General features: G+C 68.7%; 20 protein-coding genes and 1 pseudogene. 13 read left to right on the top strand and 8 right to left on the bottom strand.

Annotation, left to right across the window (positions count from 1 at the left end; all coding sequences use genetic code 11):
- The first annotated feature begins 43 nt into the window (after positions 1 to 43).
- From IG75_RS0132340 to IG75_RS0132330, 3 genes are all read left to right on the top strand, one after another.
- Entirely contained in the window at positions 44 to 664 is a 621-nt protein-coding gene (locus IG75_RS0132340; protein WP_030525148.1) for a maleylpyruvate isomerase family mycothiol-dependent enzyme, read from the top strand.
- 135 nt (positions 665 to 799) lie between these two features.
- A complete protein-coding gene (locus tag IG75_RS0132335) occupies positions 800 to 2,344 on the top strand; it encodes a long-chain-fatty-acid--CoA ligase (protein ID WP_245713399.1) in 1,545 nt (514 codons plus the stop codon).
- Between the two features lie 233 nt (positions 2,345 to 2,577).
- Positions 2,578 to 3,084: a GNAT family N-acetyltransferase gene (locus IG75_RS0132330; RefSeq protein ID WP_051715378.1), complete on the top strand. Its 507-nt coding sequence runs from the start codon at positions 2,578 to 2,580 to the stop codon at positions 3,082 to 3,084.
- 44 nt (positions 3,085 to 3,128) lie between these two features.
- Here IG75_RS0132330 and IG75_RS0132325 read toward each other — a convergent pair whose 3' ends face one another.
- Positions 3,129 to 3,680: a TetR/AcrR family transcriptional regulator gene (locus tag IG75_RS0132325; protein WP_030525151.1), complete on the bottom strand. Its 552-nt coding sequence runs from the start codon at positions 3,678 to 3,680 to the stop codon at positions 3,129 to 3,131.
- Positions 3,681 to 3,716: 36 nt separating this feature from the next.
- Here IG75_RS0132325 and IG75_RS0132320 point away from each other — a divergent pair, with 36 nt between their 5' ends.
- Positions 3,717 to 4,403 carry a lysophospholipid acyltransferase family protein gene (locus IG75_RS0132320; RefSeq protein WP_036515745.1) on the top strand — a complete coding sequence of 229 codons (687 nt, stop codon included), beginning with the start codon at positions 3,717 to 3,719 and terminating at the stop codon, positions 4,401 to 4,403.
- 37 nt (positions 4,404 to 4,440) lie between these two features.
- Here the strand turns inward: IG75_RS0132320 and IG75_RS0132315 are convergent, their stop codons facing one another.
- Positions 4,441 to 6,111 (bottom strand): acyl-CoA synthetase, encoded by a 1,671-nt coding sequence (locus IG75_RS0132315; RefSeq protein WP_051715375.1) that lies wholly within the window; start codon positions 6,109 to 6,111, stop codon positions 4,441 to 4,443.
- A gap of 225 nt (positions 6,112 to 6,336) precedes the next feature.
- Here IG75_RS0132315 and IG75_RS0132310 point away from each other — a divergent pair, with 225 nt between their 5' ends.
- Positions 6,337 to 7,191, top strand: coding sequence for an oxygenase MpaB family protein (locus tag IG75_RS0132310; RefSeq protein ID WP_030525154.1), 855 nt, complete (start codon positions 6,337 to 6,339; stop codon positions 7,189 to 7,191).
- A 57-nt stretch (positions 7,192 to 7,248) separates the two neighbouring features.
- On the opposite strand, the gene IG75_RS36780 is transcribed toward IG75_RS0132310, so the two are convergent.
- The 3 genes and pseudogenes from IG75_RS36780 to IG75_RS36775 form a co-directional block, all read right to left on the bottom strand.
- Positions 7,249 to 7,914, bottom strand: a complete 666-nt coding sequence (locus IG75_RS36780; RefSeq protein ID WP_162183825.1) for an MspA family porin — start codon at positions 7,912 to 7,914, stop codon at positions 7,249 to 7,251.
- 156 nt (positions 7,915 to 8,070) lie between these two features.
- A complete protein-coding gene (locus tag IG75_RS0132300; protein ID WP_156059320.1) occupies positions 8,071 to 8,964 on the bottom strand; it encodes an SAM-dependent methyltransferase in 894 nt (297 codons plus the stop codon).
- A 124-nt stretch (positions 8,965 to 9,088) separates the two neighbouring features.
- Positions 9,089 to 10,585, bottom strand: a pseudogene (locus IG75_RS36775) (aldehyde dehydrogenase family protein).
- Between the two features lie 281 nt (positions 10,586 to 10,866).
- Between IG75_RS36775 and IG75_RS0132290 the strand changes: the two are divergent.
- The 6 genes from IG75_RS0132290 to IG75_RS0132260 all read left to right on the top strand — a co-directional run bounded on the left by IG75_RS0132290 (position 10,867) and on the right by IG75_RS0132260 (position 17,377).
- A complete protein-coding gene (locus IG75_RS0132290; RefSeq protein WP_030525156.1) occupies positions 10,867 to 11,802 on the top strand; it encodes a TauD/TfdA dioxygenase family protein in 936 nt (311 codons plus the stop codon).
- Between the two features lie 393 nt (positions 11,803 to 12,195).
- Entirely contained in the window at positions 12,196 to 12,840 is a 645-nt protein-coding gene (locus tag IG75_RS0132280; RefSeq protein WP_030525157.1) for an ABC transporter permease, read from the top strand.
- Positions 12,841 to 13,157: 317 nt separating this feature from the next.
- A complete protein-coding gene (locus tag IG75_RS0132275) occupies positions 13,158 to 14,444 on the top strand; it encodes an ATP-binding cassette domain-containing protein (protein ID WP_030525158.1) in 1,287 nt (428 codons plus the stop codon).
- Positions 14,441 to 15,178 (top strand): ABC transporter permease, encoded by a 738-nt coding sequence (locus IG75_RS0132270; protein ID WP_030525159.1) that lies wholly within the window; start codon positions 14,441 to 14,443, stop codon positions 15,176 to 15,178. Before IG75_RS0132275 ends, IG75_RS0132270 begins: the two co-directional genes overlap by 4 nt.
- A complete protein-coding gene (locus tag IG75_RS0132265; protein ID WP_030525160.1) occupies positions 15,175 to 16,161 on the top strand; it encodes a glycine betaine ABC transporter substrate-binding protein in 987 nt (328 codons plus the stop codon). Before IG75_RS0132270 ends, IG75_RS0132265 begins: the two co-directional genes overlap by 4 nt.
- 172 nt (positions 16,162 to 16,333) lie before the next feature.
- Positions 16,334 to 17,377 (top strand): FAD-dependent oxidoreductase, encoded by a 1,044-nt coding sequence (locus IG75_RS0132260; protein ID WP_030525161.1) that lies wholly within the window; start codon positions 16,334 to 16,336, stop codon positions 17,375 to 17,377.
- 391 nt (positions 17,378 to 17,768) lie between these two features.
- On the opposite strand, the gene IG75_RS37645 is transcribed toward IG75_RS0132260, so the two are convergent.
- The gene (locus IG75_RS37645; RefSeq protein ID WP_051715372.1) at positions 17,769 to 18,269 is read right to left on the bottom strand and encodes an STAS domain-containing protein; all 501 of its coding nucleotides are present in this window, start codon (positions 18,267 to 18,269) and stop codon (positions 17,769 to 17,771) included.
- A gap of 356 nt (positions 18,270 to 18,625) precedes the next feature.
- Entirely contained in the window at positions 18,626 to 19,840 is a 1,215-nt protein-coding gene (locus tag IG75_RS0132250) for a phospholipase D-like domain-containing protein (RefSeq protein WP_030525163.1), read from the bottom strand.
- A 285-nt stretch (positions 19,841 to 20,125) separates the two neighbouring features.
- Here IG75_RS0132250 and IG75_RS0132245 point away from each other — a divergent pair, with 285 nt between their 5' ends.
- Together IG75_RS0132245 and IG75_RS0132240 are read left to right on the top strand one after the other, a co-directional pair.
- The gene (locus tag IG75_RS0132245) at positions 20,126 to 21,031 is read left to right on the top strand and encodes a phosphotransferase enzyme family protein (protein WP_030525164.1); all 906 of its coding nucleotides are present in this window, start codon (positions 20,126 to 20,128) and stop codon (positions 21,029 to 21,031) included.
- A gap of 104 nt (positions 21,032 to 21,135) precedes the next feature.
- Positions 21,136 to 21,723, top strand: coding sequence for an HdeD family acid-resistance protein (locus IG75_RS0132240; RefSeq protein WP_030525165.1), 588 nt, complete (start codon positions 21,136 to 21,138; stop codon positions 21,721 to 21,723).
- 62 nt (positions 21,724 to 21,785) lie between these two features.
- Here the strand turns inward: IG75_RS0132240 and IG75_RS0132235 are convergent, their stop codons facing one another.
- Positions 21,786 to 23,246, bottom strand: coding sequence for a DHA2 family efflux MFS transporter permease subunit (locus tag IG75_RS0132235; protein WP_030525166.1), 1,461 nt, complete (start codon positions 23,244 to 23,246; stop codon positions 21,786 to 21,788).
- Positions 23,247 to 23,590: the final 344 nt, after the last annotated feature.

The raw sequence follows: 23,590 nt of genomic DNA, 5'->3' as shown, positions 1-23,590 counted from the left end.
CCTACCGTAGCGGAGGCCATCGAGCACAGGAGGTAGTAGGACAGTGAGCACCGAGATCGCTTCCGGCGAACAAGTCTGGGCGGCCGTCGCTGCCGAACGCAGAAGTCTGGCGGAGCTGCTGGACGGGTTGACCGAACAGCAGTGGGATCGGCAATCATGGTGTGCCGGGTGGCGGATCCGCGACGTCGTCGCCCATATCCTGCTCACCTCACGCGCCGGAGCCGGCGAAATCCTGTGGGAACTGCTTCGCGCTCGCGGCGATCTCGACCGGATGAGCTTCGCGACCGCTGTCCGCTACGCGAACCGCCGCTCGTCCGAGGCTCTTCTCGCCGAACTGCGCGCCGTGATCGAACTGCGCCACACCCCAGTGGGTACGACAGCCCTCGATCGGCTGATGGATCTGCTGGTACACGGACAGGACATCGCGGTACCGCTCGGTATGCGGCGCGAGATGCCGGTGGACGCGGCGCGGTGGTCGGTCGAGCGGGTGTGGCGGATGGGACGGCCTTTCCGTGCGCAGCGCGTACTGGCCGGTCACCGCCTGATCGCGACGGATACGGAGTGGTCGGCCGGAGTAGGCGCTCCGCTGGCCGCGCCGATCGCCGACATACTGCTACTGGTCACCGGCCGGATATCGGTCGGGGATCGGGCAGGGTCGGCCTGATCGAGGGGCTCGGTGGGTCCGGACGGGTATGGCGAATGCGGTCCGGGTGCGCGGTGACCGGCGTACGCTTCGCATCGATCGACCCGAGATGTGGAGCCCGCCATGGCCAGTAGTTCACACCCGATATCTCGAGGAATGACCGCCGGCGAACAGCTGGCGCGGCATGCCCGCAAGATCCCGGACATCCCGGCGCTGCGGTTCGCCGGAGTCTCCCGAAGCTACCGAAAACTGGACGAGCGCGTCTCCCGGCTGGCCGACGCCTTGCGGGCCCGCGGTATCGGCCCGGGGGACCGGATCGCCGTTCTCGGCCTCAACTCGATGGAGATCGTGGAAACGTTTCTGGCCACAAACCGGCTCGGCGCGATCGGCGTGCCCATCAATTTCCGGCTGGTGGCCGGGGAAATCGCTTATCTGCTGGCGGATTCCGGCGCGACAGCGGCCGTGGTCGACGCGCGGTTCGCCACCGGACTCGCCGAAGCCCGGCGGGAGGCGCCGCAATTGCGGTCCTGCCTGGTGATCGGGGGCACCGGCGGCGAGGACGGTGAGGACTACGAGGCGGCGCTGCGCGATGCGGACCTCACGTTCGCCGCACCGGCCGTCGACGAGCGCGACCCGGCGTACATCATGTACACCTCGGGGACCACCGGACGCCCCAAGGGTGCGGTGCTGACCCACGACAACCTGCTGCTGCACGCCTTCAGTGTCGCCCTGCACCAGGGTGTATCCGGTGACGACCGGGTCGCGTTGAACGGTGCGCCGCTGTTCCATATCGCGGGTCTGTCGAGTTATCTGATGTGTCTGCTGCCCGGGGGGACATTCGTGATCACGCCCTCGGGTGGTTTCGACCCGGCCGCGTCGGTCGAGCTGCTCGCGCGTGAACGGGTCTCGAGCTGCTTCTTCGTCCCCGCGCAATGGCAGGCGATCTGTGCGCTCCCGGGGATCGCCGAGTACGATCTGTCCGCGCTGCGGCACATCTCCTGGGGCGCGGCCCCGGCCTCGACGACCCTGCTGCGCACCATGATCGAAACCTTCCCGCAGGCCTCGGTGTCGACCGCGTTCGGGCAGACCGAATGCAGTCCGGTCACCTGCACACTGCGTGGAGAGGACGCCATCCGCAAGATCGGTTCGGTCGGCACCCCCATCCTGAACGTCGAGGTCCGGATCGTCGACGACGAGATGAACGACGTCGCGCCCGGCGAGGTCGGCGAGATCGTCTACCGCGGCCCGACGGTGATGCGGGAGTACTGGAACAAACCGGAGGCTACGGCGGAGGCCTTCGCGGGCGGCTGGTTCCACTCCGGTGATCTGGTGCGCCAGGACGGGGACGGCTACCTGTACGTCGTCGACCGGAAGAAGGACATGATCATCTCCGGTGGCGAGAACATCTACTGCGCCGAGGTGGAGAACGTGCTGGCCGGGCATCCCGGGGTCGCCGATATCGCGTTGATCGGCGTCCCGGATCCCACCTGGGGCGAGACACCGCTGGCGGTCGTCGTGCCGGTCGATCCCGCCGCCCCGCCCACCGCCGCGGATATCGAGGCCTTCGCCCGGACGCAACTGGCCGGCTACAAATGTCCCCGGGAGGTCGCGATGGTCGCCGAACTGCCGCGCAACGCCAGCGGGAAGGTACTCAAAACCGAACTCCGCGCGAAGTATTCGGCACCCACCACGCCGATCTGACAGGTCGCGGCGACCGTCACCGGGTGGCCTCGGCGCGACGCGCGGCCGTCGGGCTGCCTCGTGCCCGGGTTTGCCGTCACACGGAATCAAGGCTAGTGTCGGCAACCGATTCGTGCTCGGCGGATGAGGAGGTTGATGAATATGGCCCGCCCAGGCCTGTTTCGACCTGTCCTCATCCGGTTCGCGCACCACTGACTCGCGCGACCGGATCGTCACCACGATCTGGAGTTGTCGTGTCCATTTCTTTTCACACCGACCCCACCGATATCGGTACCACGCGCCTGGTTCTCCGGCTCTGGACGCCGGACGACCTCGCCGCCGTACGAACCGGCGTCCGGCAGCGGTCCTGGGCCGCGGATTTCCCGTCCGACGGTGACCGGGAAATAGTGGAGGCCCTCGCCGTCCGGCCGGAATGGCTGGATCGCTTCGGTCACCGGGTGGTGTCCGAACGCGATAGTGGCCTGGTGGTCGGGTCCATCGGATTGTTCTGGCCCCCGGCCGACGGCGTGCTCGAACTCGGCTACGGCATCGTGCCGTCGCGCCGGGGACGCGGGTATGCGACCGAGGCCACCCGGGCGCTGGCCGAGTACGCCTTCACCGCACCGAATGTGCACACCGTATCGGCATCGGTGGAACTCGCCAATCCCGCCTCGGTGCGGGTGCTGGAGAAAGCGGGCTTCGCTCGTGTCCACACCGACGGGGAGCGTGCGGAGTTCCGGATGGCCCGTTCCGGCCGCTGACGGTCGCCGCGGCGGGATCTCACGGATCCCGCCGCGGCGGTGGGTCAGCCGAGCGCGTCCCGCACCACCCGCTGGATCAGTGCGTCGATATCCACGCCGGGAGCGGCCAGGGTGAGCGCGCCGGTGGTGGAGAGGACGGCGATACCGTGGACGCCCACCCACAGCGCGGTGGCGGTGGTGAGCGGGTCGGGGACCGGGTGGGCGGTACGCACCTGATTCACCAATCGGTCGAACAGGGGTGTGGACACCGAGCGCAGACCGGCGCCGGAGCCCTCGAGTAGATCGTGCCGGAAGATCAGGGTGAACATCGCCGGCCGGGTCCCGGCGAATTCGATATAGGCCCGCGCCCAGCCGGCGATATCGGCGGTGGCGTCGGTATCGCCGGCCGCGGTGAGGGCGCGCGCCAGATCATGCAATCCGACCTCGGCGATGGCCCCGAGCAGCGCCTTGTGGGTCGGGAACCAGCGCCGGGGCGCACCGTGCGACACGCCGGCCCGGCGCGCGATCTCCCGGAGGCCGATCTCGGTCGAACCGGTTTCCTCCAGCAGGTCGACACCGGCCTGGACCAGTGCGTCCCGGGTTCCGCTCGCAGTCATGTAGACATTGTCTACCAACTCGGGTAGACAATGTCTATGTCTCCGTGGAGCGCGTTCTGTTATCGCCTGTGCCGGTATGTCCTCATCGGTCCCGCGCTCTGGTTGCTCGGCCGGCCGGAAGTCAAAGGCCGCGAGCACCTTCCGCGTCGCGGACCCTATATCGTCGCCGCCAACCACTTGGCGGTGCTGGACTCCTTCTACCTCACCCGGGCGCTGCGCCGGCAGGTGTTCTTCCTGGCGAAATCCGATTACTTCGACCGCCCCGGACCCCTGGGCGTGGCCCAGCGCTGGTTCTTCCGCGGTGTCGGCCAGATCCGCGTGGATCGCCGGGGCGGGAGCGGCGCCGCACCCGCGCTCACCGCCGCGATCGGCATCATCGAACGCGGCGGTGTCTGGGGTATCCATCCCGAAGGGACCCGATCGCCGGACGGCCGGCTCTACCGCGGGCACACCGGCGCGGTCCGGGTCGCCATGACCACCGGTGTGCCGCTGCTCCCGGTGGCGATCACCGGCACCGGCCCCGAACCGGGGCGTCCGTGGTGGCGGCGCCGGGTGACGCTGGAAATTCTGCCCCCGATCGATCTGACCGGGTACCGGGCCGCCGGTGCGCACGGGACCCGGCGGGCGACCGACGCGCTGATGCGGACCCTCGCCGCCCGGACCGGCCAGCAGTACGTCGACGAGTACGCCCGCCGCCGGCCGGACCACGAACTGGCGGCCTGAGCCCGGCCCGCCGGCAACGCTCTTCGCGGTGCGGATTTCAGTCCGGTGTGCCCGCGGTGGGCTGTGCCGTCCCGGATTCGCCGGCCGGCACCAGCCGGCGCCGCATCAGCTTGCCCGTCGCATTGCGGGGGAGTTCGTCGAGGAAGATCACATCGCGCGGTACTTTGTGGCGCGCCAGATTCGCCTTGACGTACTCCCGGATATCCGCCTCGCTCACCGTCACGCCCGCGGCGGGAACCACGAAAGCCCGCAGCCGGGTGCCGAAATCGCGGTCGGGTACCCCCACCACCGCCGCTTCCAGGATGTCGGGTCGCTCGACGAGCAGATTCTCCACCTCGAGCGGGAAGACGTTCTCCCCGCCGGAAACGATCATGTCGTCGTCGCGGCCATCGATGAACAGCCGGCCCTCGGCGTCGAAATGCCCGACATCGCCGCTGGACAGCAGGCCGTCGACGATCTCCTTGTGCCGTCCGTCGGTATATCCGCCGAAGCTCAGCCCGCTGGACACGAAAATGGTGCCCACGGCCCCGGGCGCGGTGATCCGGTGGCGCTGTTCGTCGTAGAGGGCGACGCGGCAGCCGACGGGCGGCTTGCCGACCGTGCCGGGCGCGTCCCGCATATCCTGTGGCGTCGCCACCGCCGCCACAGCGACCTCGGTGGACGCGTACAGGTTGTAGAGCACATCGCCGAACGCTTCCGCCGTGCGGCGGCTCAGATCCGGGGAGACCGGGGAGCCGGCGGAGAAGACGACCCGCAGCGAGGAGGTGTCGTATTCGGCGAGCACCTCGGGCCCGAGGTCGATGATGCGCTGCAGCATCGTCGGCACCACGACCAGGCTCGCGGCGCGATGCGCGGCGACGGCGGCGAGTGTCGCGCGCGGGTCGAATCGGCCCTGCCGGAACACGATCCTGTTGCCGAGGGCCCAGCCGAGGGCGAACTGGGAAAGTCCGGTGCCGTGGAAGATCGGCGCCGCCATCACCATCGTATCGTCGCGGGGGATCGGGATCCGATCGAGGAACTGGGCCGACTGCAGGGGCGAAACCTTGTCCCGGGGAGCGCCTTTGGGTGTCCCGGTGGTGCCGCTGGTCAGGATCACGGTGCTGCCCGGATGCGGCGGCGGCGTCGTTGCCGCACCGGAATGCGCCGCGATCAACTCATCGATCGTGGGGGTGTCACCGGATTCGCCCCAGGTGAGGAAGCGTGGGGTGGCCGCCGGGATCGCGTCGAGCAGACCGATGAACTCGGCGTCGAGCAGTAGGGCGCCGACCTTTTCGCGCTCGGCGACATCCGCGAGCTGCGGTCCGGCGAAACCGGTGTTCATCAGGACGACGCGGGCGCCCAGTTTGCCCGCACCCAGCAGGGCCAGCACCATGCCGCGGTGGTCCCGGCACAGGGCCGCCACCACGGATTCGGCGCCGATGCCGTGCGCGGCGAGACCGCGGGCGAGGGCATTGGACTGTGCGTCGAGCTGGTCGAAGGTGAGTGTGCCGCGGTCGTCGACGATGGCCTCGGCCGCGCCGTCGCGCCGGGCGGCGGCCCGCAGCACCGTGACGAACGGTCCGTGGATCCGCGCGTCGCGGACGGTGCGGAGCAGTTCGCCGGGGCGCTTCGGGTCGAGCATTCCGCGCCGCCGCAGCACACTCACCGCGGCCAGCGATTCGGTCACCGAACGGAGCGGCGCGCGGGGTGCGGGCAGGTTCGTCGGCATGGGTCACCTCCAGGGAATGGAACAGTCCGACCGGGGCGCGGGACTACGCGGCGCCGGGCGGCCGATTGGTTCGGCCAGGGTAGCTCAGAGGCAGAATGCGCGTTCACTTATTGCGCAATGTCCGTGCGTATGCGTTATGGCGATCTCGTACCGCTGATTCACATCGGCGCCTCTCGAGTGTGAGAGAATGGAGCAGAATATCTATCAGTCTTGCATGGAGGTCCTATGTCGCGCCCAGCGTCACCGGCAGCGAGCGCCGATCTGCCCGACGAGATCGCCCGCCGCAAATACCTGGCCGGCCCCGCCGCGCTGCTCGGCGGCCCGGCCAACGTCGTGATGCAGCTGAGCCAGGCGCCGGTCGGCCGCGGTGTCGTCGAGAGCACCGTGGACAGCGGCCGGTTCGATCTGCATCCGCGCAAACGCGGCCGCACGACGCTGACCTATCTCGCGGTGGCCATGCTCGGTACCGACGAGGAACGTGCCGCCTACCGCGAGGCGACCAACACCTCACACCGGCAGGTCCGGTCCCGGCCGGGCAGCGCGGTGAAATACAACGCCTTCGACCCGGAACTGCAGTTGTGGGTCGCCGCGTGCATCTATCGTGGCGTCGTCGATTCACTGGAATACCTGTACGGTCCGCTCGACGCCGACTACGCCGACGAGCTGTACCGGGAGTCGAGCAGATTCGGGACCACGCTGCAGATGCGCCCGGAGATGTGGCCGGCCGATCGGGCCGCGTTCGCCGAGTACTGGGAGCGCAAGTCCGCGCAGCTCTCGATCGACGACGAGGTGAAACGGTATCTGCGGGAACAGGTCGTGGAGCTCGGACCGTACGGGCGCGTCGAACGGGTACTGTTCCGGCCCGCCAACCGGTTCTTCACCACCGGCTTCCTGCCCCAGCCGTACCGGGACGAACTGGGACTGACCTGGAGCCCGCGGCGGCAACGCGCCTTCGAGCTGATCATGCGCGCCATCGGTACCGTGATGCGGCTCGGGCCCGAACGCTGGCGGATGTACCCGCTGGACAAGCATCTGGCCGATATGCGGCGCCGCCGGGCGCTGGGCAAACCGCTGGTCTGAGTGCCGCGCACCGGAGTGGGTCGAGAACCCGAAATCTGTGGCGGTTGCGGTAGTGGGTCAGAACCAGAAGGGGTCGCCGTATCCGGTGGTCTGCACTGTGGTGTCGACACCGTCGACGCGGGCGGTGACGAAGGGCATGGCCGAGGCCGGTGACAAGCATCCGCTGACATGCAACGGCGTATCGGTGTGGCCGAACGTGTACGGAAAGACCGCCTTGCTGTCGAGTTCCGTGGCGCCGATCACCGCCGCGGTGACAGTGCCGGGAGCCAGATTCACCCCGAGCGCTCCGGCCAGGCCCGCGCCGATGCCGATGCCGGGTGCGATGGATGCTGCGGTGGTGAGGGTGATGCCGGGCGGAGCGTCCATGGCCAGGGTCACGCCGGCACCGACGCCGACACCCTGTGCGATCCCTGCGCCGATACTGACGCCGGGGGCGATCCCGATCGAGATGCCGTTGGAGACGTCGACCGCGCACCCGACCAGATACCCCACGACGATCTCTCCCGCACGCACCGCGACCGAGTCCAGGCCGACCGAATAGCTGCCGGATACCTCGACCGCGTGCGCAAAGGGAACACCAGGCGCGGTATCGGCACCGACCGGCACGACAGCGCCGGAATCGACCACCGCGACCACCCGCAACCCATCGGCCACGACTTCCCCTGGTGCGGCATCCGTGGCAGGAGGGACAGCAACACCACCGCCGATCGCGGTCACTGTCATCGCCGCGACCATCGCCCACGACCGCCGGCATCGGCACTTCATCGCACTCCCGTCTCGTAGCCATCCGAAACAGAACCTCGTCATACGACTCGCCCACCAGCGACCGCAGGCCGATCCGCCCCGGCCGATCATCCCGTGCCGGCCCCGGGTGGACCGTCAGCGCCGCCGGGCGGTGACCAGGCCGTGGCGGGACGCCTCAGCGAAGCGTTCCATGATGGTGTCGCCGAGCGTGGGTAGGTCCCGCTGGTAGGCGGCGGCGCGTTCGTAGGTGTCGGAGGCCTCGGCGTCCCAGCCGTGCCGGGCCAGCCAGGGCTGTGCGGGCTCGCCTACGCCGCCGCCCTGCCACATCGCCGTGATCTCCGAGCCGCCTCCGCCGGCCGCCGCGGCGGCCATCAGCGCGACCGAGTCCACATGCAGATACTCGATCGACAACCGGCTCCCGGCGGCGGACAGGCCACTGATCTCGGCCAGCAACCGATCGTTGTGCTCAGGGCTCAGATAGGGGAGCAGCCCCTCGACGAGCCAGGCCGCCGGAGCGGACGGGTCGAACCCGGCCGCCACCAGCCGGGCACCCCAGTCCTCGCGGAGGTCGGCCGGCACCGTCACCCGGCGGCCGGCCGGTTGTGCGCCCTGCGTGTCGAGAACCCGCTGTTTGAAGGTGAGCATCTCCGGGGTGTCCAGTTCGTACACCACGACCTCCGGCGGCAGCGGAAGCCGGAAGGCCCGGGTGTCCAGTCCGGCCGCGACGAGCACGACCTGCTCGACGGTACGGGCGGCGTCGAGGATGTAGTCGTCGAAGTAGCGGGTTCGGATGGGCAGGTAGCTGCTGAAGGAGTCCCACATGCGTGCCGCGTCGGCGCCGCCGGCGAACTCCTCGCCGCCGGCGGCCGCCAGGAAATCGGCGGCGTAGGGGTCGACGAACAGGGCGTCCGGTCGTGCCGACTCGGCGGCCCGGGCGGCGGCGACCATCAGTGCGGTGCGGCCCACACCGGTGGGGGCCACCGGTCCGGATTCGCCGGGCCTGCTGGAGGAGGAACCGGAAGTGGTCACGGCTTCAGCTTAGGGCGCTCCCATAGGCTGTCACGGGACCGACGCGAGTGTCGCGGCGCCGGGCGCGACCTGGGGCGATCCGCCTGGCGCCGGAGCCGTTGCCTATCTGTACACCGGCCCGGATTCAGGTGAACCAGCCGCCCACCGCCGGCGCGGTGTTGTGCCAGATGTGCTTGATCTCCTGGTACTCGGCCAGTCCGCTCGGCCCGAGTTCGCGGCCGATACCCGAACGCCCGAACCCACCCCATTCGGCGGCGGGGGTGTAGGGGCCGAAATCGTTGAGCCACACCGTGCCGTGCCGGAGGGCGCGGACCACCCGTTCGCCGCGGGCCGCGTCGCCGGTGCGCACGCCGGCCGCGAGTCCATAGGACGTGTCGTTACCCAGTTCGACGGCTTCGGCCTCGGTAGCGAACCGCTCCACGGTGAGTACGGGGCCGAAGGTCTCCTCCTGGACGATCCGCATATCGCGGCGGCAGCGGTCCAGCACGGTCGGCAGGTAGTAGCTGCCGGCGGCCAACCGGGGGTCCTCCGGCCGCTTCCCCCCGGCGACCAGAACCGCCCCTTCGGCGAGACCGCGGGCCACGTGGGTCTCCACCGCGGCGCGATGCTCCGGGGAGACCAGCGGTCCGGTCTGTGACGCGGGCTCCGTCCCGGGGCCGACCCGGATCCCGCCGGCACGCCGTGCGAGTTCCGCGACGAACCCGTCGGCGATCGACTCCTCCACGATGAGCCGGGTACCGGCCGAACACACCTGGCCCGAATGCAGGAAGGCGCCGGTCAGCACCGCGTCGACCGCGCTCGCACGGTTCGCGTCGGCGAACACGATATGCGGATTCTTACCGCCCAGTTCGAGGGCCACCCGGGTGATGTGCGGGGCGGCCCGCGCGGCGATGGCCGCCCCGGTGGCGGCGCCACCGGTGAAGGAGATCAGATCGACCTCGGGCGTACCGGTGAGCGCGGACCCCACCACCGGTCCCTCGCCCGGTACGAGGTTCACCACGCCCGGCGGCAGCCCCGCCTGTTCCAGCACCCGGATAAGGGTGATCGTGCTCAGCGGAGTGACCTCGCTCGGTTTGGCGACCACCGTGCAGCCGGCCGCCAGTGCGGGGGCGAGCTTCCACGACATCTGCAACAGCGGGTAGTTCCACGGCGCGATCAGCGCGCACACGCCCACCGGTTCGCGGACGACACGGCTGATCACCGACGGATCGCCGGTATCGACGACCCGGTCGCCGGTGGTGCCGACGAGCTGCGCCTAGTACCGGAACACCGCGATGACGTCGTCGATATCGATATGGCTCTCGCGCAGGGTCTTGCCGGTGTCCAGGGTCTCGATCCGGGCGATCGGGTCGCGATATCCGGCGAGGAGTTCGGCGGTGCGCAGCAGGAGCGCGGCCCGCTCCGCGACCGGAGTGCCCGGCCACTCGCCGGTGGCGAACGCGGTACGGGCCGCGCCGACCGCACGCCGCGCGTCCACCGCACCGGCCTCGCCGACAGCGGCGATCACCGCGCCGTCCGCCGGATTGCGGATCTCCCGGATCCCGCCGGCGGCCGGTTCGACCCATGCGCCGTCGATATAGAGGTGGGGCGCGCGTAACAGCGGTTCCTCGGCGAGGATCATCTCGTTATCTCCCTCTCGTTCCGGTTCGCCGGTGGCGTGCTCAACGGCGACGGCTGCCTCGGCCCGCGGCCCGCATTCTATGGGTCCCCGGCCTGTCTCCGGCGGTGCGGCCGATGTGGCACGAGGCGCTCCGGCCGGGTGCCGGGGTCGCCGAGCAGGGCCGGTGACCGGTTCGCCGAGTGGTTGCCCATTACGATCCCGGTGACCGAAACCCTGGTCGCGGCGGTCCCGCGCTGGTTTCATCCGAGTCGATCGTCGGATACGAGCGAAAGGCCCCGGATATGCCCGTCGACATTGTTGACACCGCGACCACCGTGCAGGTGACCAAGCTCGGTACCCATATCGGCGCGCGGATCGACGGGGTCCGGCTCGGTGGCGATCTGCCCCCGGAGACCGTCACCCGGATCCGCGCTGCGCTCGCCGAACACAAGGTGATCTTCTTCCGCGGCCAGGACCACCTCACCGAGGACGGACAGTACGAGTTCGCGGAACTGCTCGGTACCCCGACGACGCCGCATCCGACCGTCCGATCGGCCGGGGTGAAGAGCCTGGCCATCGATTCGCGGCACGGCCGTTCGAACAGCTGGCACACCGATGTCACCTTCGTCGACCGGGTACCGAAGGCATCCATTCTGCGCGCGGTCGTCCTGCCGATCTACGGCGGCTCCACCACCTGGGCCTCCACCGTCGCCGCGTACAACTCGCTGCCCGAACCGCTGCGACTGCTGGCCGAGAACCTCCGCGCGCGGCATACGAACCTGTACGACTACGCCGCCACCGCCGAGGACAACCCCGACGAGGGCGCCACCGCCTACCGGCGCGAATTCGAGTCGAGCTATTTCGAGACCGAGCATCCGGTGGTGGAGGTGCATCCGGAGACCGGCGAACGGGCCCTGTTGCTCGGCGGATTCGTGAAGCAGTTCGTGGGTCTGTCCGGTACCGAATCGCAGGCGCTGTTCCGGCTGTTCCAGGACCGGATCACGCGGCTGGAGAACACCACTCGCTGGAACTGGTCGCTGGGCGATGTCGCCATCTGGGACAACCGCGCCACCCAGCACTACGCGATCGACGACTACGACGGCACCGAGCACCGCCGGCTGACCCGGATCACGCTGGCCGGGGGGATCCCGGTCGGGGTCGACGGTAGGCGGAGCGCCGTGATCTCCGGCGATGCCGAATACTATTCGGCGGTCGACTCGCCGGCCCGCGCCGCGTAACCGCGCTCACCCGCCGGAACGGTCACCGGATGACCCTGCCGCACAACGCACCGGGTATCGACCGCGGATCCCGCGCGATACCCGGCCTCTGTCCGCCGGTCGTCCCGGATGACGTCCACGGACCCCACGTACGCCGAAAGTCTGCACGCTCGGCCGCGCACCGCCGCAATTGTTATGGATTCCCCGTGAGCGAAATCCTGGACAGTAATGCGCCGTGTCGTATTACCGCCGGTACCGGGTGCGGAGACGCACGAATGTGGCGGCGGAGTACCGCATCCGCCGCGCGCCTTCCCTATCCGGCCGGGAGCTATCGATTAACCTTTTACAGCTTGCGCGTCCGATGACTCCGCACGGACGGGCGCCGAACGATTTCCGGCCGACGATGGGAATCCCGTGAATCTGTGGAGCTATATCCGAGGTCGGGGGGAGCTGCTGACATTTCTGACGTATCAGCATGCCTCCCTGGCATTCCAGACGGTACTGGTCGGGACCGTCGTCGCCGTCCTCATCGCCGTCGCGGTCTACCGGTTGCCGCTGCTGTCGGCCCTCTCACTGACCTCCAGCCGGGTCGCGCTGACGATCCCCTCGCTGGCACTGCTGGCGTTGCTGCTGGTGCCCTTCGGACTCGGCGTCGTCCCGTCGTTCATCATGCTGGCGTTCTTCGCGGCCCTGCCGGTGATCGGCAACGCCATCGTCGGTTTGCGGTCGGTACCGGCCTCGGTCGTCGAATCCGCGCGAGGCATCGGCTTTTCGCGGTGGCGCATTCTGCTCACCGTGGAACTGCCCATCGCCTGGCCGGTGATCCTCACGGGGATCAGAGTGTCCACCCAGATGATCGTCGGTGTCGCGGCCATCGTCGCCTACGTGCTCGGCCCGGGGCTCGGCTCGCTGATCTTCAACGGGTTGTCCCGGCTCGGCGGCGCCAACGCCCTCGAAATGGCGCTCACCGGAACGATTCTCATCGTCATCATCGCGTTGGTCTTCGACGCGCTCCTCGTCCTGCTCGGACGCCTCACGATCGCGAAGGGGCTCTCATGAGGCGATACCTCCGCCTTCGCTACGGCCTCCGCCGTCGGTGTGGAGCTGTTTCGGGGGAGGTTTCATGAGGGGATACCTTCGGCTTCGCTTCGGCTTCCGCCGTCGGTGTGGAGCTGTTTCGGGGGAGGTTTCATGAGGGGATACCTTCGGCTTCCGCCGACCAAGGGGACCGCTTCGAACGAGGTGGGGTATCTGCAGCCTTCGCTGCAGTCGCCGTGGATCGCACGAACGCGCTTCGGAGGAGGCCTCATGATGCGGCCCCTCCCGCTTGGCTCCGGTCTCCGTGGACCGTATGAACTCGCTTCGAAGGAGGCCTTATGACCGGCGATGTGACCAGTGGCGCCACGGCCACGGCGACGACCGAGCGTACGGTTACCGGCGCTTCCATCACCCTGGATTCGGTCGTCAAACGGTTCAAGGGTCAGCGCAGGCCCGCGGTCGAACGCCTGGACCTCGAGATTCCCGCTGGCGAGATCGTCGCCTTCGTGGGCCCTTCGGGCTGCGGGAAGACGACCACTCTCAAGATGATCAACCGGTTGATCGAACCCACCGAGGGCCGGATCTTCATCGACGGTCGCGATGTCACCCGCGAGGACCCGGACAGACTGCGGCAGTCGATCGGCTACGTCATCCAGTCCGGCGGGTTGTTCCCGCACTGGTCGGTCGCCAAGAACGTGGGCGCTATCCCGCGTGTGCTCGGCTGGGACAAGAAGCGGATCGCCGAACGCACCGAATACCTGCTCGATCTGGTCGGCCTCGACCCCGCCACCTTCGCCGACCGGCTCCCCAAGGATATGTCGGGCGGACAGCAGCAGCGCGTCGGTGTGGCCCGCGCCCTGGCGGCCGATCCACCGGTGCTGTTGATGGACGAGCCGTTCGGCGCGGTCGACCCGATCACCCGGGCCCGCCTGCAGGACAGTCTCATCGCTATCCAGCACGAACTCGGCAAGACCATCGTGATCGTCACCCACGATTTCGAAGAGGCCACCAAACTCGGTGACAAGGTGCTCATCCTCTCCGAGGGCGGGCATGTCGAGCAGTACGCGAGCCCGGAGGACATCCTCACCGATCCGGCCACCCCCTTCGTCGAGGAGTTCGTCGGATCCGGTGCGAAATTGGCGTACCTGACCGTCTCCCGCGTTCGTGATGTCCCGTCCGACAAGGTGGTCATCGCCCGGATCGGCGAATCCGCCCCGGCGGTGATCGAACGCGCGAAAGCCGCCGGGCACAGCTGGGTGGTCGTGGTGGACGGCGCCGGGCGGCCGCGGTCCTGGCCGACTCTCACCGAACTGGCCACCAAACCCGAGGTTTCCGATTTCCTCGACCGGCGGCTGCCGGTGGTCGCGCGGTCCTCGACGCTCAACGACGCACTGGACGCGATGCTCGCGACCAGTCAGGGCGCCGCGCTGGTCACCGACGGCCGCGGCGCGGTGGTCGGCTCGCTGAGCATCGACTCGGTGACCGAGCTGATCAGGGACAAACTGGCCGAGGCACGCGCCGACGAGCCGGACGCGTCCTATGTGACCTACGTCGACGGTACCGATCCGGCGCCGACCCCGGTGGTCGCCGCCGACGACGAACCCGGATCGGTCGAGCAGTCATGAGCCGGCTACGCCGTCTCCCGCTCGATGTGTGGTTCGAACCGCTCATCATCGCGGTGATCGGTATCGGCTACCTGCTGTGGTACCGCTCGACGACGTTCACCACGACCGAGCAGGCCGCGCTGGGCTGGGGGAACCTGCGCAACACCCTCGTCGCGCATATCGAACTCACCGTGGTGGCCACGGTGATCGTGGTGGTGATCGCCATTCCACTGGGTATCGCGTTGACCCGGCCCGCGCTGAAGCGGTTCGAGCCGATCGCGGTCAATATCGCCAATATCGGTCAGGCCGCGCCCGCCGTCGGCCTGCTCGTGCTGTTCACGTTCTGGCTGGGCACCGGGTTCCGTACGGCGATAGTCGGTCTCGTCGTCTACGCCGTCCTGCCGATTCTGCAGAACACCATCGTCGGGCTACGGCAGGTGGATCAGCGCACCATCGAGGCCTCGCGGGGGATCGGCTATTCGGGCACCCGGACGCTGCTGCAGGTGGAGCTGCCGCTGGCGGTTCCGGTAATCCTCAACGGAGTCCGCACCGCACTGGTCATCCTGGTCGGCACCGCCACACTGAGCACGTTCATCGGCGCCACCAGCCTCGGCACGCTGATCACCACCGGCGTCACGTTGTTCCTGCCCAAGCTGCTCATCTCCGGCGCGATCCTGGTCGGGCTCCTGGCATTGACCATCGATTGGCTGGGCCGACTCGTCGAACTGGCCGCGACCCCGCGAGGTGTGTCATGAGTTCGGCACCGGCACGACTTGTCACCACGGTTTCCATTCTCCTCGCGGCGATCTCGCTGCTCGTGGGATGTGGCCTGGTGAGTTCGTCGGGCACCTTCCACGACGCGCGCCTGCCGGACGGTCAGCTCCCACTCGACGGCGCGAAACTGGTGGTGACCTCGAAGAGCTTCACCGAGGGTGTGCTGCTCGGCAAGATCACCGCGACCTATCTCGCGGCCGCCGGCGCGCAGGTCACCGATCTCACCGGGGCGCCGGGTTCGGCCTCCTCCCGCCAGGCCCAGCTCAACGGCGACGCGGATATCCTCTGGGAGTACACCGGCACCGGATGGGTCAACTACCACAACCAGACCGAGACCATCGCCGATCCCCAGGAACTGTGGCAGCGCGTCCACGACATCGAGAAACGCGACTACGACCTGGAATGGATGCCGCCGGCCAATTTCAACGACACCTACGCGTTCGGCGCGGCGACTCCCACCGCCGAACGACTGGGCGTGACATCGCTGTCCGAGGTCGCGGCGCTTCCCGTCGGCGATCGCACCTTCTGCGTCGACGACGAATTCTTCAGTCGCTCCGACGGTTTCATTCCGATGCTGCAGAAGTACGGGATTCCCTACAACGACCCCAACGGCGTTCCCGCGGGCAATGTCACGCGGATGGACGCCGGGGTCGTCTATACGGCGACAGCCAAGAGCGCACCCTGTAATTTCGGCATGATCTACACCACCGACGGCCGGGTGAAGAACCTGAACCTGGTCGTGCTCGACGACGACCGGAAATTCTTCCTGCCCTACAGCGGCACAGCGGTGGTGCGTGGCGAGATCATCGACCGCTACCCGCAACTGGCACCGTTGCTCGCTACGATCTCCGAGCGCCTCACCGATGATCTGATGCAGGACCTCAACGGCCGGGTCGATATCGACGGCGAGGATCCCGCCGATGTGGCCTACGACTGGTTGAAGAGCGAGAACCTCGTCGAGTAGACCGGATGCGTTGCCGGTCTTGTATGTTGGGCACCGGGGACCGCGGTGCCCGCCCGGCCGGATGCGAGCGGGTGCGGCACCGGACCCGGAGCACCGCCCCGGGCGGAGCGGCTGTGGTCGCTTGTCGCCCACCGATCGGTTACGTGCGCGCCCACTCGCCGAAGGAGATCCGATGATCACCATCCTGGGAAGCGGTATCGCCGGAACCGCGCTGGCCGGCGCGCTGTCGCGGGCCGGGCGGCCGGTGACGGTCTACGAGCAGCGCAACGGTGGGGGCGGGGGAGCGTTCCTGATCCTCGACGGCCGGGGCCATCGCAGTCTCATCTCGCTGGGTGTGCCGGAGGAAGAACTGCACGCGGCTTCGTACCCGCTGAGCGAACTGCGGTACACCCCCGGTGACGGTGTGACCCGGCGACGGCCCAGTGAGGGGCACCGGTTCTGGTTGCGCAGCGATCTGATCGCCGTGCTGAAACGGTTCGCGGTACACGCGGGCGCCGAGATCAGTTACGGCAGCCCGGTCGCCGAGGTCGTGGTCGACGCCACCACCGGGCACACCACCCTGCGTATCGGCGACCGCACCGTGACCGCGCGAGATCTGGTGATCGGTGCCGACGGTATCGATTCGGTGGCGCGCGCGGGCACCGAACCCGGCCGGACCCCGGAGTACGCGGGAGATGTGGTGGTCTACGGAATGACCGCGACCCCTGTCGAATGCCCCACCGACCCGTTCGTCCTGCACTTCGATGCCGAGTCGGCCTCCGGCACCCGCGCGGCGGCCACCTTCGGCCATATCTGGCGGCCGGGCGCCGATGCGGCGCTGTGGTTCCTGCGCATCGAACGGGAACCGCTGCCGGTCGGCGATACCGGGATCGTGCCGGTGCGGAACTGGGCCGCCGCGGTGGTGGAGGCGGCGCCCCGCTCCGTGCGGGAACTGGCCGCGACGCTGGTCGCGGCCACCGAACAGGTCCATGTATCCAACGCGCGCAATGTGGCATTCGCGACCGCGGCGGCACCGGTGGCCCCGGTGATCCTGGTCGGCGACGCGGACCACGCCATCACGCCTGCGGCGGGGGTGGGCGCGCGAGAAGGTATCGAGGACATCGAAGCGGTGCACCACGCGATCGTCGGCGGTGGCTCGCCGGCCGAGGCCATGATCGCCCGCCGCCGCGCGATAGCCGAGGAGCGTGACCGGGTGGCCCGCAGAATGCGCGGGTGATCGAAGCCGATCCGATCGGGTGCCGCGCCGCCGGCCGCTACGGCACCGTGGACCATCCGCTCGGCGCCCGCTGCCCGGGGCGTGGTCGTGACCGAGAGGTTTCTCACCTCGTGGCCGCCGGTGTCATCGATACGCTGAGAGCACGGCCCATCGACGGTGAGGAAGTCATGGCCAAGGAGTTTTCGCATCTGGACGGGCCGCTGCGGCAGTTCATCGAAGCGCAGGCGGCGATCGTGGTCGCCGTCGACCGTATCGCCGATTCGTGCGGGTACTCCGTCCCGTATTACGAATTCGTCGACGAACGGCCGGTACTGGACGCACACCACGCCCGGCAACCCGACGAGAAGTACGCGCGCCGGATCACCGGGGACAAGGGGCCAGCATCGACGGACTACCGGCGCTGGACCTCGACCACCCGCTGCCCTCCGAGGTGCGGCGCTGACCCCGGGGGCGCGTTTCCGGCGGTGACGCGCTCGTCGGAACCCCGCGGGCCCGCTCCGTCGCGTAGCGCGCCGTCCGCCGAAACCACCTCCGGTGTCCGGTCCCGGAGATGAACGGCGGTCAGCGCGCTCACCACGGTCGAACGCACCGGTAGCAACGCGGTGCGGGTATCGGCGCGGGCTATCCGGGCGATGGCCGGCTCGGCGGTGACCAGGAAGATCTCGATCCCGTCGCGCCGGTACTCGTGCGCCTCGTCGGACAGCGCGGCGAGGCTGCGCACCGACAGGAAATCGAGCCGGGTGGCATCGACGACGAGCGCGCCCTTGGACGCGGTCACCGTATCCGCGGCGGCACGCACCTGCTGCCGCCACAGCGCCAGCGTGAAGGCATCCGCCTGCCCACGTACGGCCAGCAGGACGATATCCCCGCGGCGGCGGATCCGGAAACTCAATTGATCACGAGGCGACCGCCAGGGTGCGGAGGAGAAAGGCGGCGGGCGGCGGGTATAGGAACGGTTCATAGTGCACTCGAATCGGCTCGAGACGCGTTGCGCATCCTGGTGGGAGCGGCCCTGGGCTCTCAACGCCGACTCATGAACCCCCGTCCGAAGCCTAAACGTTCCGGCCGGTAGCGACCGGGTCCGCGCCGGATCCTTCGTTTCGTGACCTACCCGCTGTGCGATACCGGCCGTGCCGTCGACGGCGAGGCCCGCACACCGGTCCGGAGTTCGCCACGACGGGTCCGTTCCGGAAGCGAAGCCGTTGCCTTCGTTTTCCGGCTATGCCGCCGAACCGCTGGTGGAGGTCGTCACAGGTATCGGCGGATCGGCCACATCGCGGCCTCCCGGACGCGCTGCGCGAGTGACCGGCGCTGCCAGCGTGTCTCTTCGATCAGTTCGCTGACCTTCGCGTCGGCGTCGAAATGCTCGTCGAGGGTCGCGGTGAACTGTTCGTCCAGGACCACGAGCATGATCTCCTCGTCGTGGTCCAGGGAGCGCCGGTTGAAGTTCGTCGAACCCACCAGGGCCGCGATCCTGTCGACCGTGATGACTTTGGCGTGCATCATCGTCGGCTGGTACTGCAGGATTTTCACCCCGCAGGCGAGCAGGTCGCCGTAGAAATTCTGACCGGCCAGCTGGCATACGCGTTTGTCGGTGTGCGGGCCGGGCAGCAGGATCTCGACTTCCACCCCGCGTCGCGCGGCGGCGCAGAGCAGTTCGATGAAGTAGGCGTCCGGCGCGAAGTAGGCCGTGGCCAGTCGCAGCCGCTGCTCGGCCGATTCGATGACCACCCGTAGCAGGGTCTGCATATCCTGCCAGCCGAGACTCGCCGACCCGCGAACCACCTGGACGATCGCCGAACCGTGATGCTGCTGCGGTGCGAAGCGGTCCCGCTCGTCGAAGAGCGCGTCGTGGCATTCCGCCCAGTTCTGCGCGAAGGCGGCCGCGACGCCGTCCACCGCCGGACCCTCGATCCGCACATGGGTATCGCGCCATTCGTGCTCGTTGCGCGCGTCGCCGCACCACTCCTCGGCGATACCGACCCCACCGGTGAACGCGGTCCGCTCGTCGACGACCAGCACTTTGCGGTGACACCGGTGGTTCTGCTTGAGCGGAGACAGCGACGCCGGCCTGCGGAACCAGGCGACCTGGACTCCCGCGCGTTCCATGAGCGTCAGCAGGTCTTTCTCGATCGACCGGCTGCCGAAACCGTCCAGCAGCAGCCGTACCCGGAGGCCGGCCTCGGCGCGTTCGGCGAGCGCGTACGCGAACTGTCGAGCGATATCGCCCTGCCAGTACACGAAGGTCATCATGTCGACGGTGTGCTCGGCGTCACGGATGGCATCCAGCATCGCCGGGAAGATCTCGTCACCGTTGCGGAGCGCGACCAGCGCGTTCCCCTCGGTGGCGGCGACCCCGAGGAGCCGTTCCAGTCGCCTGCGCATCCGGACCGCCGCGGTGGGGGGCTCCGCGAATCGAGGCGCCGATTCGGCGGGCTCGCGTAGGTCTCGGGTACTGGTCACGATTACTCCTCTGCCTGCGCACCGAGCGCCACGCCGGCACGGGCGCTTTCTCGGTGTGCTCCGACCTTAACCGGCGGTACCGCCTCCGCTACGCGGTGCCCTGGGCTGATCACAGGTGCGCGGATCCACCTACGCGGGCGATACCCGATCACCTCGGCAACGTATCGCCGCCGACGGGGATCACACCGGGGCGAGCCGAGTGGCTGCCCGGTCGTGGGTGCTCTCGGACCGGTACGGCCCGGGGCCGAGCCGAGAGCCGGACCGCCCACCCGGTAGTAGTGGACCGTGATCTATATCGATCTGCCCCTTACCGAGGACATCCGGGCCGCGGTCGCCGCGTCCTGGGGATACGAAGGTGACAGCGAACGACTCCACGGCGGTGAGGAATCGGCCGCATACCGGGTGGGTGAGGTGGTCGTGCGGATCGGATCGCCGCGACGCGACCCGCAGGAGATGGAGTGGTGCCACGGGATCGCCGCCGCCGCGCGCGCCGTACCGGAGGTCGTGGCGCCGCTGCCCCGCGCGGACGGATCGACGGTGGAGGTGGTGGCCGGGCACCCGGTCACCGTGTGGCCGCTGGTCGACGGCCGCTGGACCGATAGCACGGACCGGGTCCAGTTCACCGAGGCGGCCGGTCTGCTGGCCCGGGTCCATCGGGCCCTCGCCGAGCACCGGCCACCGCCGCGGCCCCGGCCCTCGTTTCTCGAGATCGGCCTGGACGGCGCACCCTCGGCCGAGCTACCGGACCCGGACCTGGACCGCTGGCTTGCCGCCTTCACCGCGACGGCGCGTGCGCAGCCACTGCACGGCGACTACTACGAAGGCAATCTGCTGTCGCGCGACGGCCATGTGGTGGCCCTGATCGATTGGGACGAGGCCGCGATCGGCCCGCCGGAACTCGAACTGGCCTCGGCCGCGCTCGAGTTCGCCGACGAGTTCGGCCCTGACCTGTCCGGTGCCCGGGCGTTCGTCGATGCCTATGTCGCCGCGGGTGGTACCGCGAGAGATCTCGACGACATCGCGCTCGCCCAGCTCATGCGCCACCGGTTGCGCCGGGAAGCGGTCTACTTCGGCCTCGCCGTCGCCCGCGGGGTGCGACACGACGAGGACGATCTCGAATACCACCGGCAGCGGCTGGCGGCCTTCCATCGGCTCCGGCCGGCTCCGGGACGCCGGTCGCCCGGCCGGTAGGACTCGCAGGTGAGTGGACTGCCGGTGGCGGTTAGGTCGTCACCGTAGCGTTTCGATCCCGGCGAATCATCAGCAATCGTCGGATGGCGTCATATCATGCCTGCATGACATCCAGCGATACGCAGTACGAGGGGCCGTTGCATCGACTGGCCCGCAGCGCGTGGCAGGCGATGTTGGTCATCGGCGTGGTGTCGGTGGTCGTCGGTGTGATCGTGCTGGTCTGGCCCGGTCCGACGATCGTGGTCCTGGCCGTTCTGTTCGGTATCTACCTGCTGGTATCGGGCGTCTTCCAATTGGTCGCCGCGTTCGGCGGTCATGTGTCCGGCGGCTGGCGGGCCATGTTGATCGTCAGCGCGGTGCTGTCGTTCATCCTGGGTTTCTTCGCGCTACGCCATCTCGGTGATGCAATTCTGCTGATGGCCCTGTGGATCGGCATCGGCTGGATGTTCCGCGGCGTCGCGGTGCTGGTCGCCGCCGCCGACGCGCCCTCGGGCACCTCCGGGCGCGGTTGGAACGTCTTCTTCGGCATCGTGCTGCTGATCGGTGGCGGGATGTTGATCGTCTGGCCGTTCAACTCCGTCGCGGTCCTGACCTTGGTGGCCGGTTGGTGGTTGATCTTCACGGGCGTCGTGGAGGTCATCGGGGCGTTCCAGGTGCGTGGCCGCGCGAAGACCACGCCGAATGCCCTCTGATCCACGCCACGGCAATCAGCCGGCAATCGACAGCTGCCGCTGCGTACCGGTCGGGCCGGTGCTCACCGGCCGAGTGCTCGGCGCCCGGGCAGCAGTAGCGCGGGGATCAAGGCCAGCGCGATCATGACCGGGGCGATCAGGTAGGTGTGCTGGAAGGCTTCCGCCAAGGCGGGAGTGAGCGCGGCCCGCTGCGCCGGGTCCATACCGTGCACGGCCTGCAGCCCACCGTCCGCCGGCAGTAACGCGGCCAGGGTCACCGAGGTCGCCGCGGTGCCGAGGGCGAGCGCGGTGGTGCTGATCATGTTCAGCACCGTCGATCCCGCGGGCTGCTGGTCCCGGTGTAACGGCCGGGTCGCTGTCGTCAGCACCGGCATCATGGTGCCGCCGCCGCCCGCGCCCATCAGCAGCATGGTGGCAGCGAGAGCCCAGTACGGCGCGTCCGCGTCGAGCTGGATCACGAACAGCACGAAACCGGCGAGCGCCACGGCGATCGAGCCCGGCAGATAGCGACCGGGTGGAATCCGGTCGATCAGCCTGCCCGCCACCTGCATGGTCGCGCCCGAGGCCAGCGCGAACGGAATGCCCAGCGCACCGGCCACCAGGGCCGATTCGCCGCGTACCACCTGGAAGTACAGGGGCAGCAGCAACATCGATCCGAAGTAGCCACTCGCGAACAGTGCCAGCAGCGCGGCCGATGTGCCGGTGGTCCGATTGCCGAGCACCCGCAGATCCAGCAGCGGCACCGGAGTGGTCAGCGAGCGGCGCACGAACGCGGCCACGAGCCCGCCACCCACGAGAATGGGCACCCACACGGCCGGTGTGGCGAAACCGGCGTGTTCACCCGCGGCGGTCACTCCGTAGATCAGCAGTGCCAGCCCCGGCGACATCAGCAGCAGGCCGACGACATCCAGAACGCGCGGCGGCTCCGGCGCATCGCCGGGCAGCACCTTCGCCGCCAGGAGCAGAACCAGTGCGCCCAGTGGCAGATTGATGAAGAACATCCACCGCCACGACACCTCGTCGATGAGGTAACCGCCGATCACCGGACCCAGCAGCGGCCCGACCAGCACGGCCAATCCCAGCGTGCTCATCGCCCGGCCCAGCCGCTCCGGCCCGGCGGCGCGCAACAGGATCGTCATCGCCACCGGCATCAGCAACCCGCCGCTCGCGCCCTGCACGACCCGGAACGCGATCAGTGACTCGATGTTCCAGGCCAGCCCCGCCAGCACCGAGCCGGCCGCGAATACGGCGACCGCGGCCAGATACAGCCGCTTCGCCCCGAACCGCCCGACCAGCCAGGCCGAGGCCGGCACCACCGCGCCGAGCGCGAGTGAATACCCGGTGGCCACCCACTGGATCGTGCTCAAATCCGCTTGGAATTGCAGGGACAGTTTGTTGATGGCGACGTTCACGATGGTCTGATCGAGCGTCGCCATGATCGCTCCGACCACGAGGACGAGCGCGATGGTCAGTGGATTACGGGCGTCGGCCGGTGGGGCCGGCGTCGTCTCGGTGGTGATCATGGCCCTGGCTTTCGGTGCGGGTGGGGTGGCGAATCGGTATCGCCGGGTCGGGAGACCCTGCGGAAAGCCTGTAACCTCGACCAATATTGAGGTCAATGGGTTGTGAGAATGGCGACAGCCGGCCGAAGCTGATGCCGGTGACGGAGTTCGTGCCAGGATGTTCGGTATGTCGGACCGCGCAGTGGGGTCCGGGTCGGTGGCGAAGGCCGACGAGCGATTCCGGCCGGGTCATCCATTGCGTTGGAAACCTTCGCGCGAAAAATCCGGCCGGACTTCCGGATACCGAAACGGTAGGTGAGTTCTCGGTATCGACCCCCGCGGTTTCCCGAGCTCCGGCGGCTCGG

It is taken from the genome of Nocardia rhamnosiphila NBRC 108938, from assembly GCF_000720425.1.
Taxonomy (GTDB): domain Bacteria; phylum Actinomycetota; class Actinomycetes; order Mycobacteriales; family Mycobacteriaceae; genus Nocardia; species Nocardia rhamnosiphila.
Note: the sequence above shows the minus strand (reverse complement) of the source record. Positions and strands in the feature narration are given on the sequence as shown.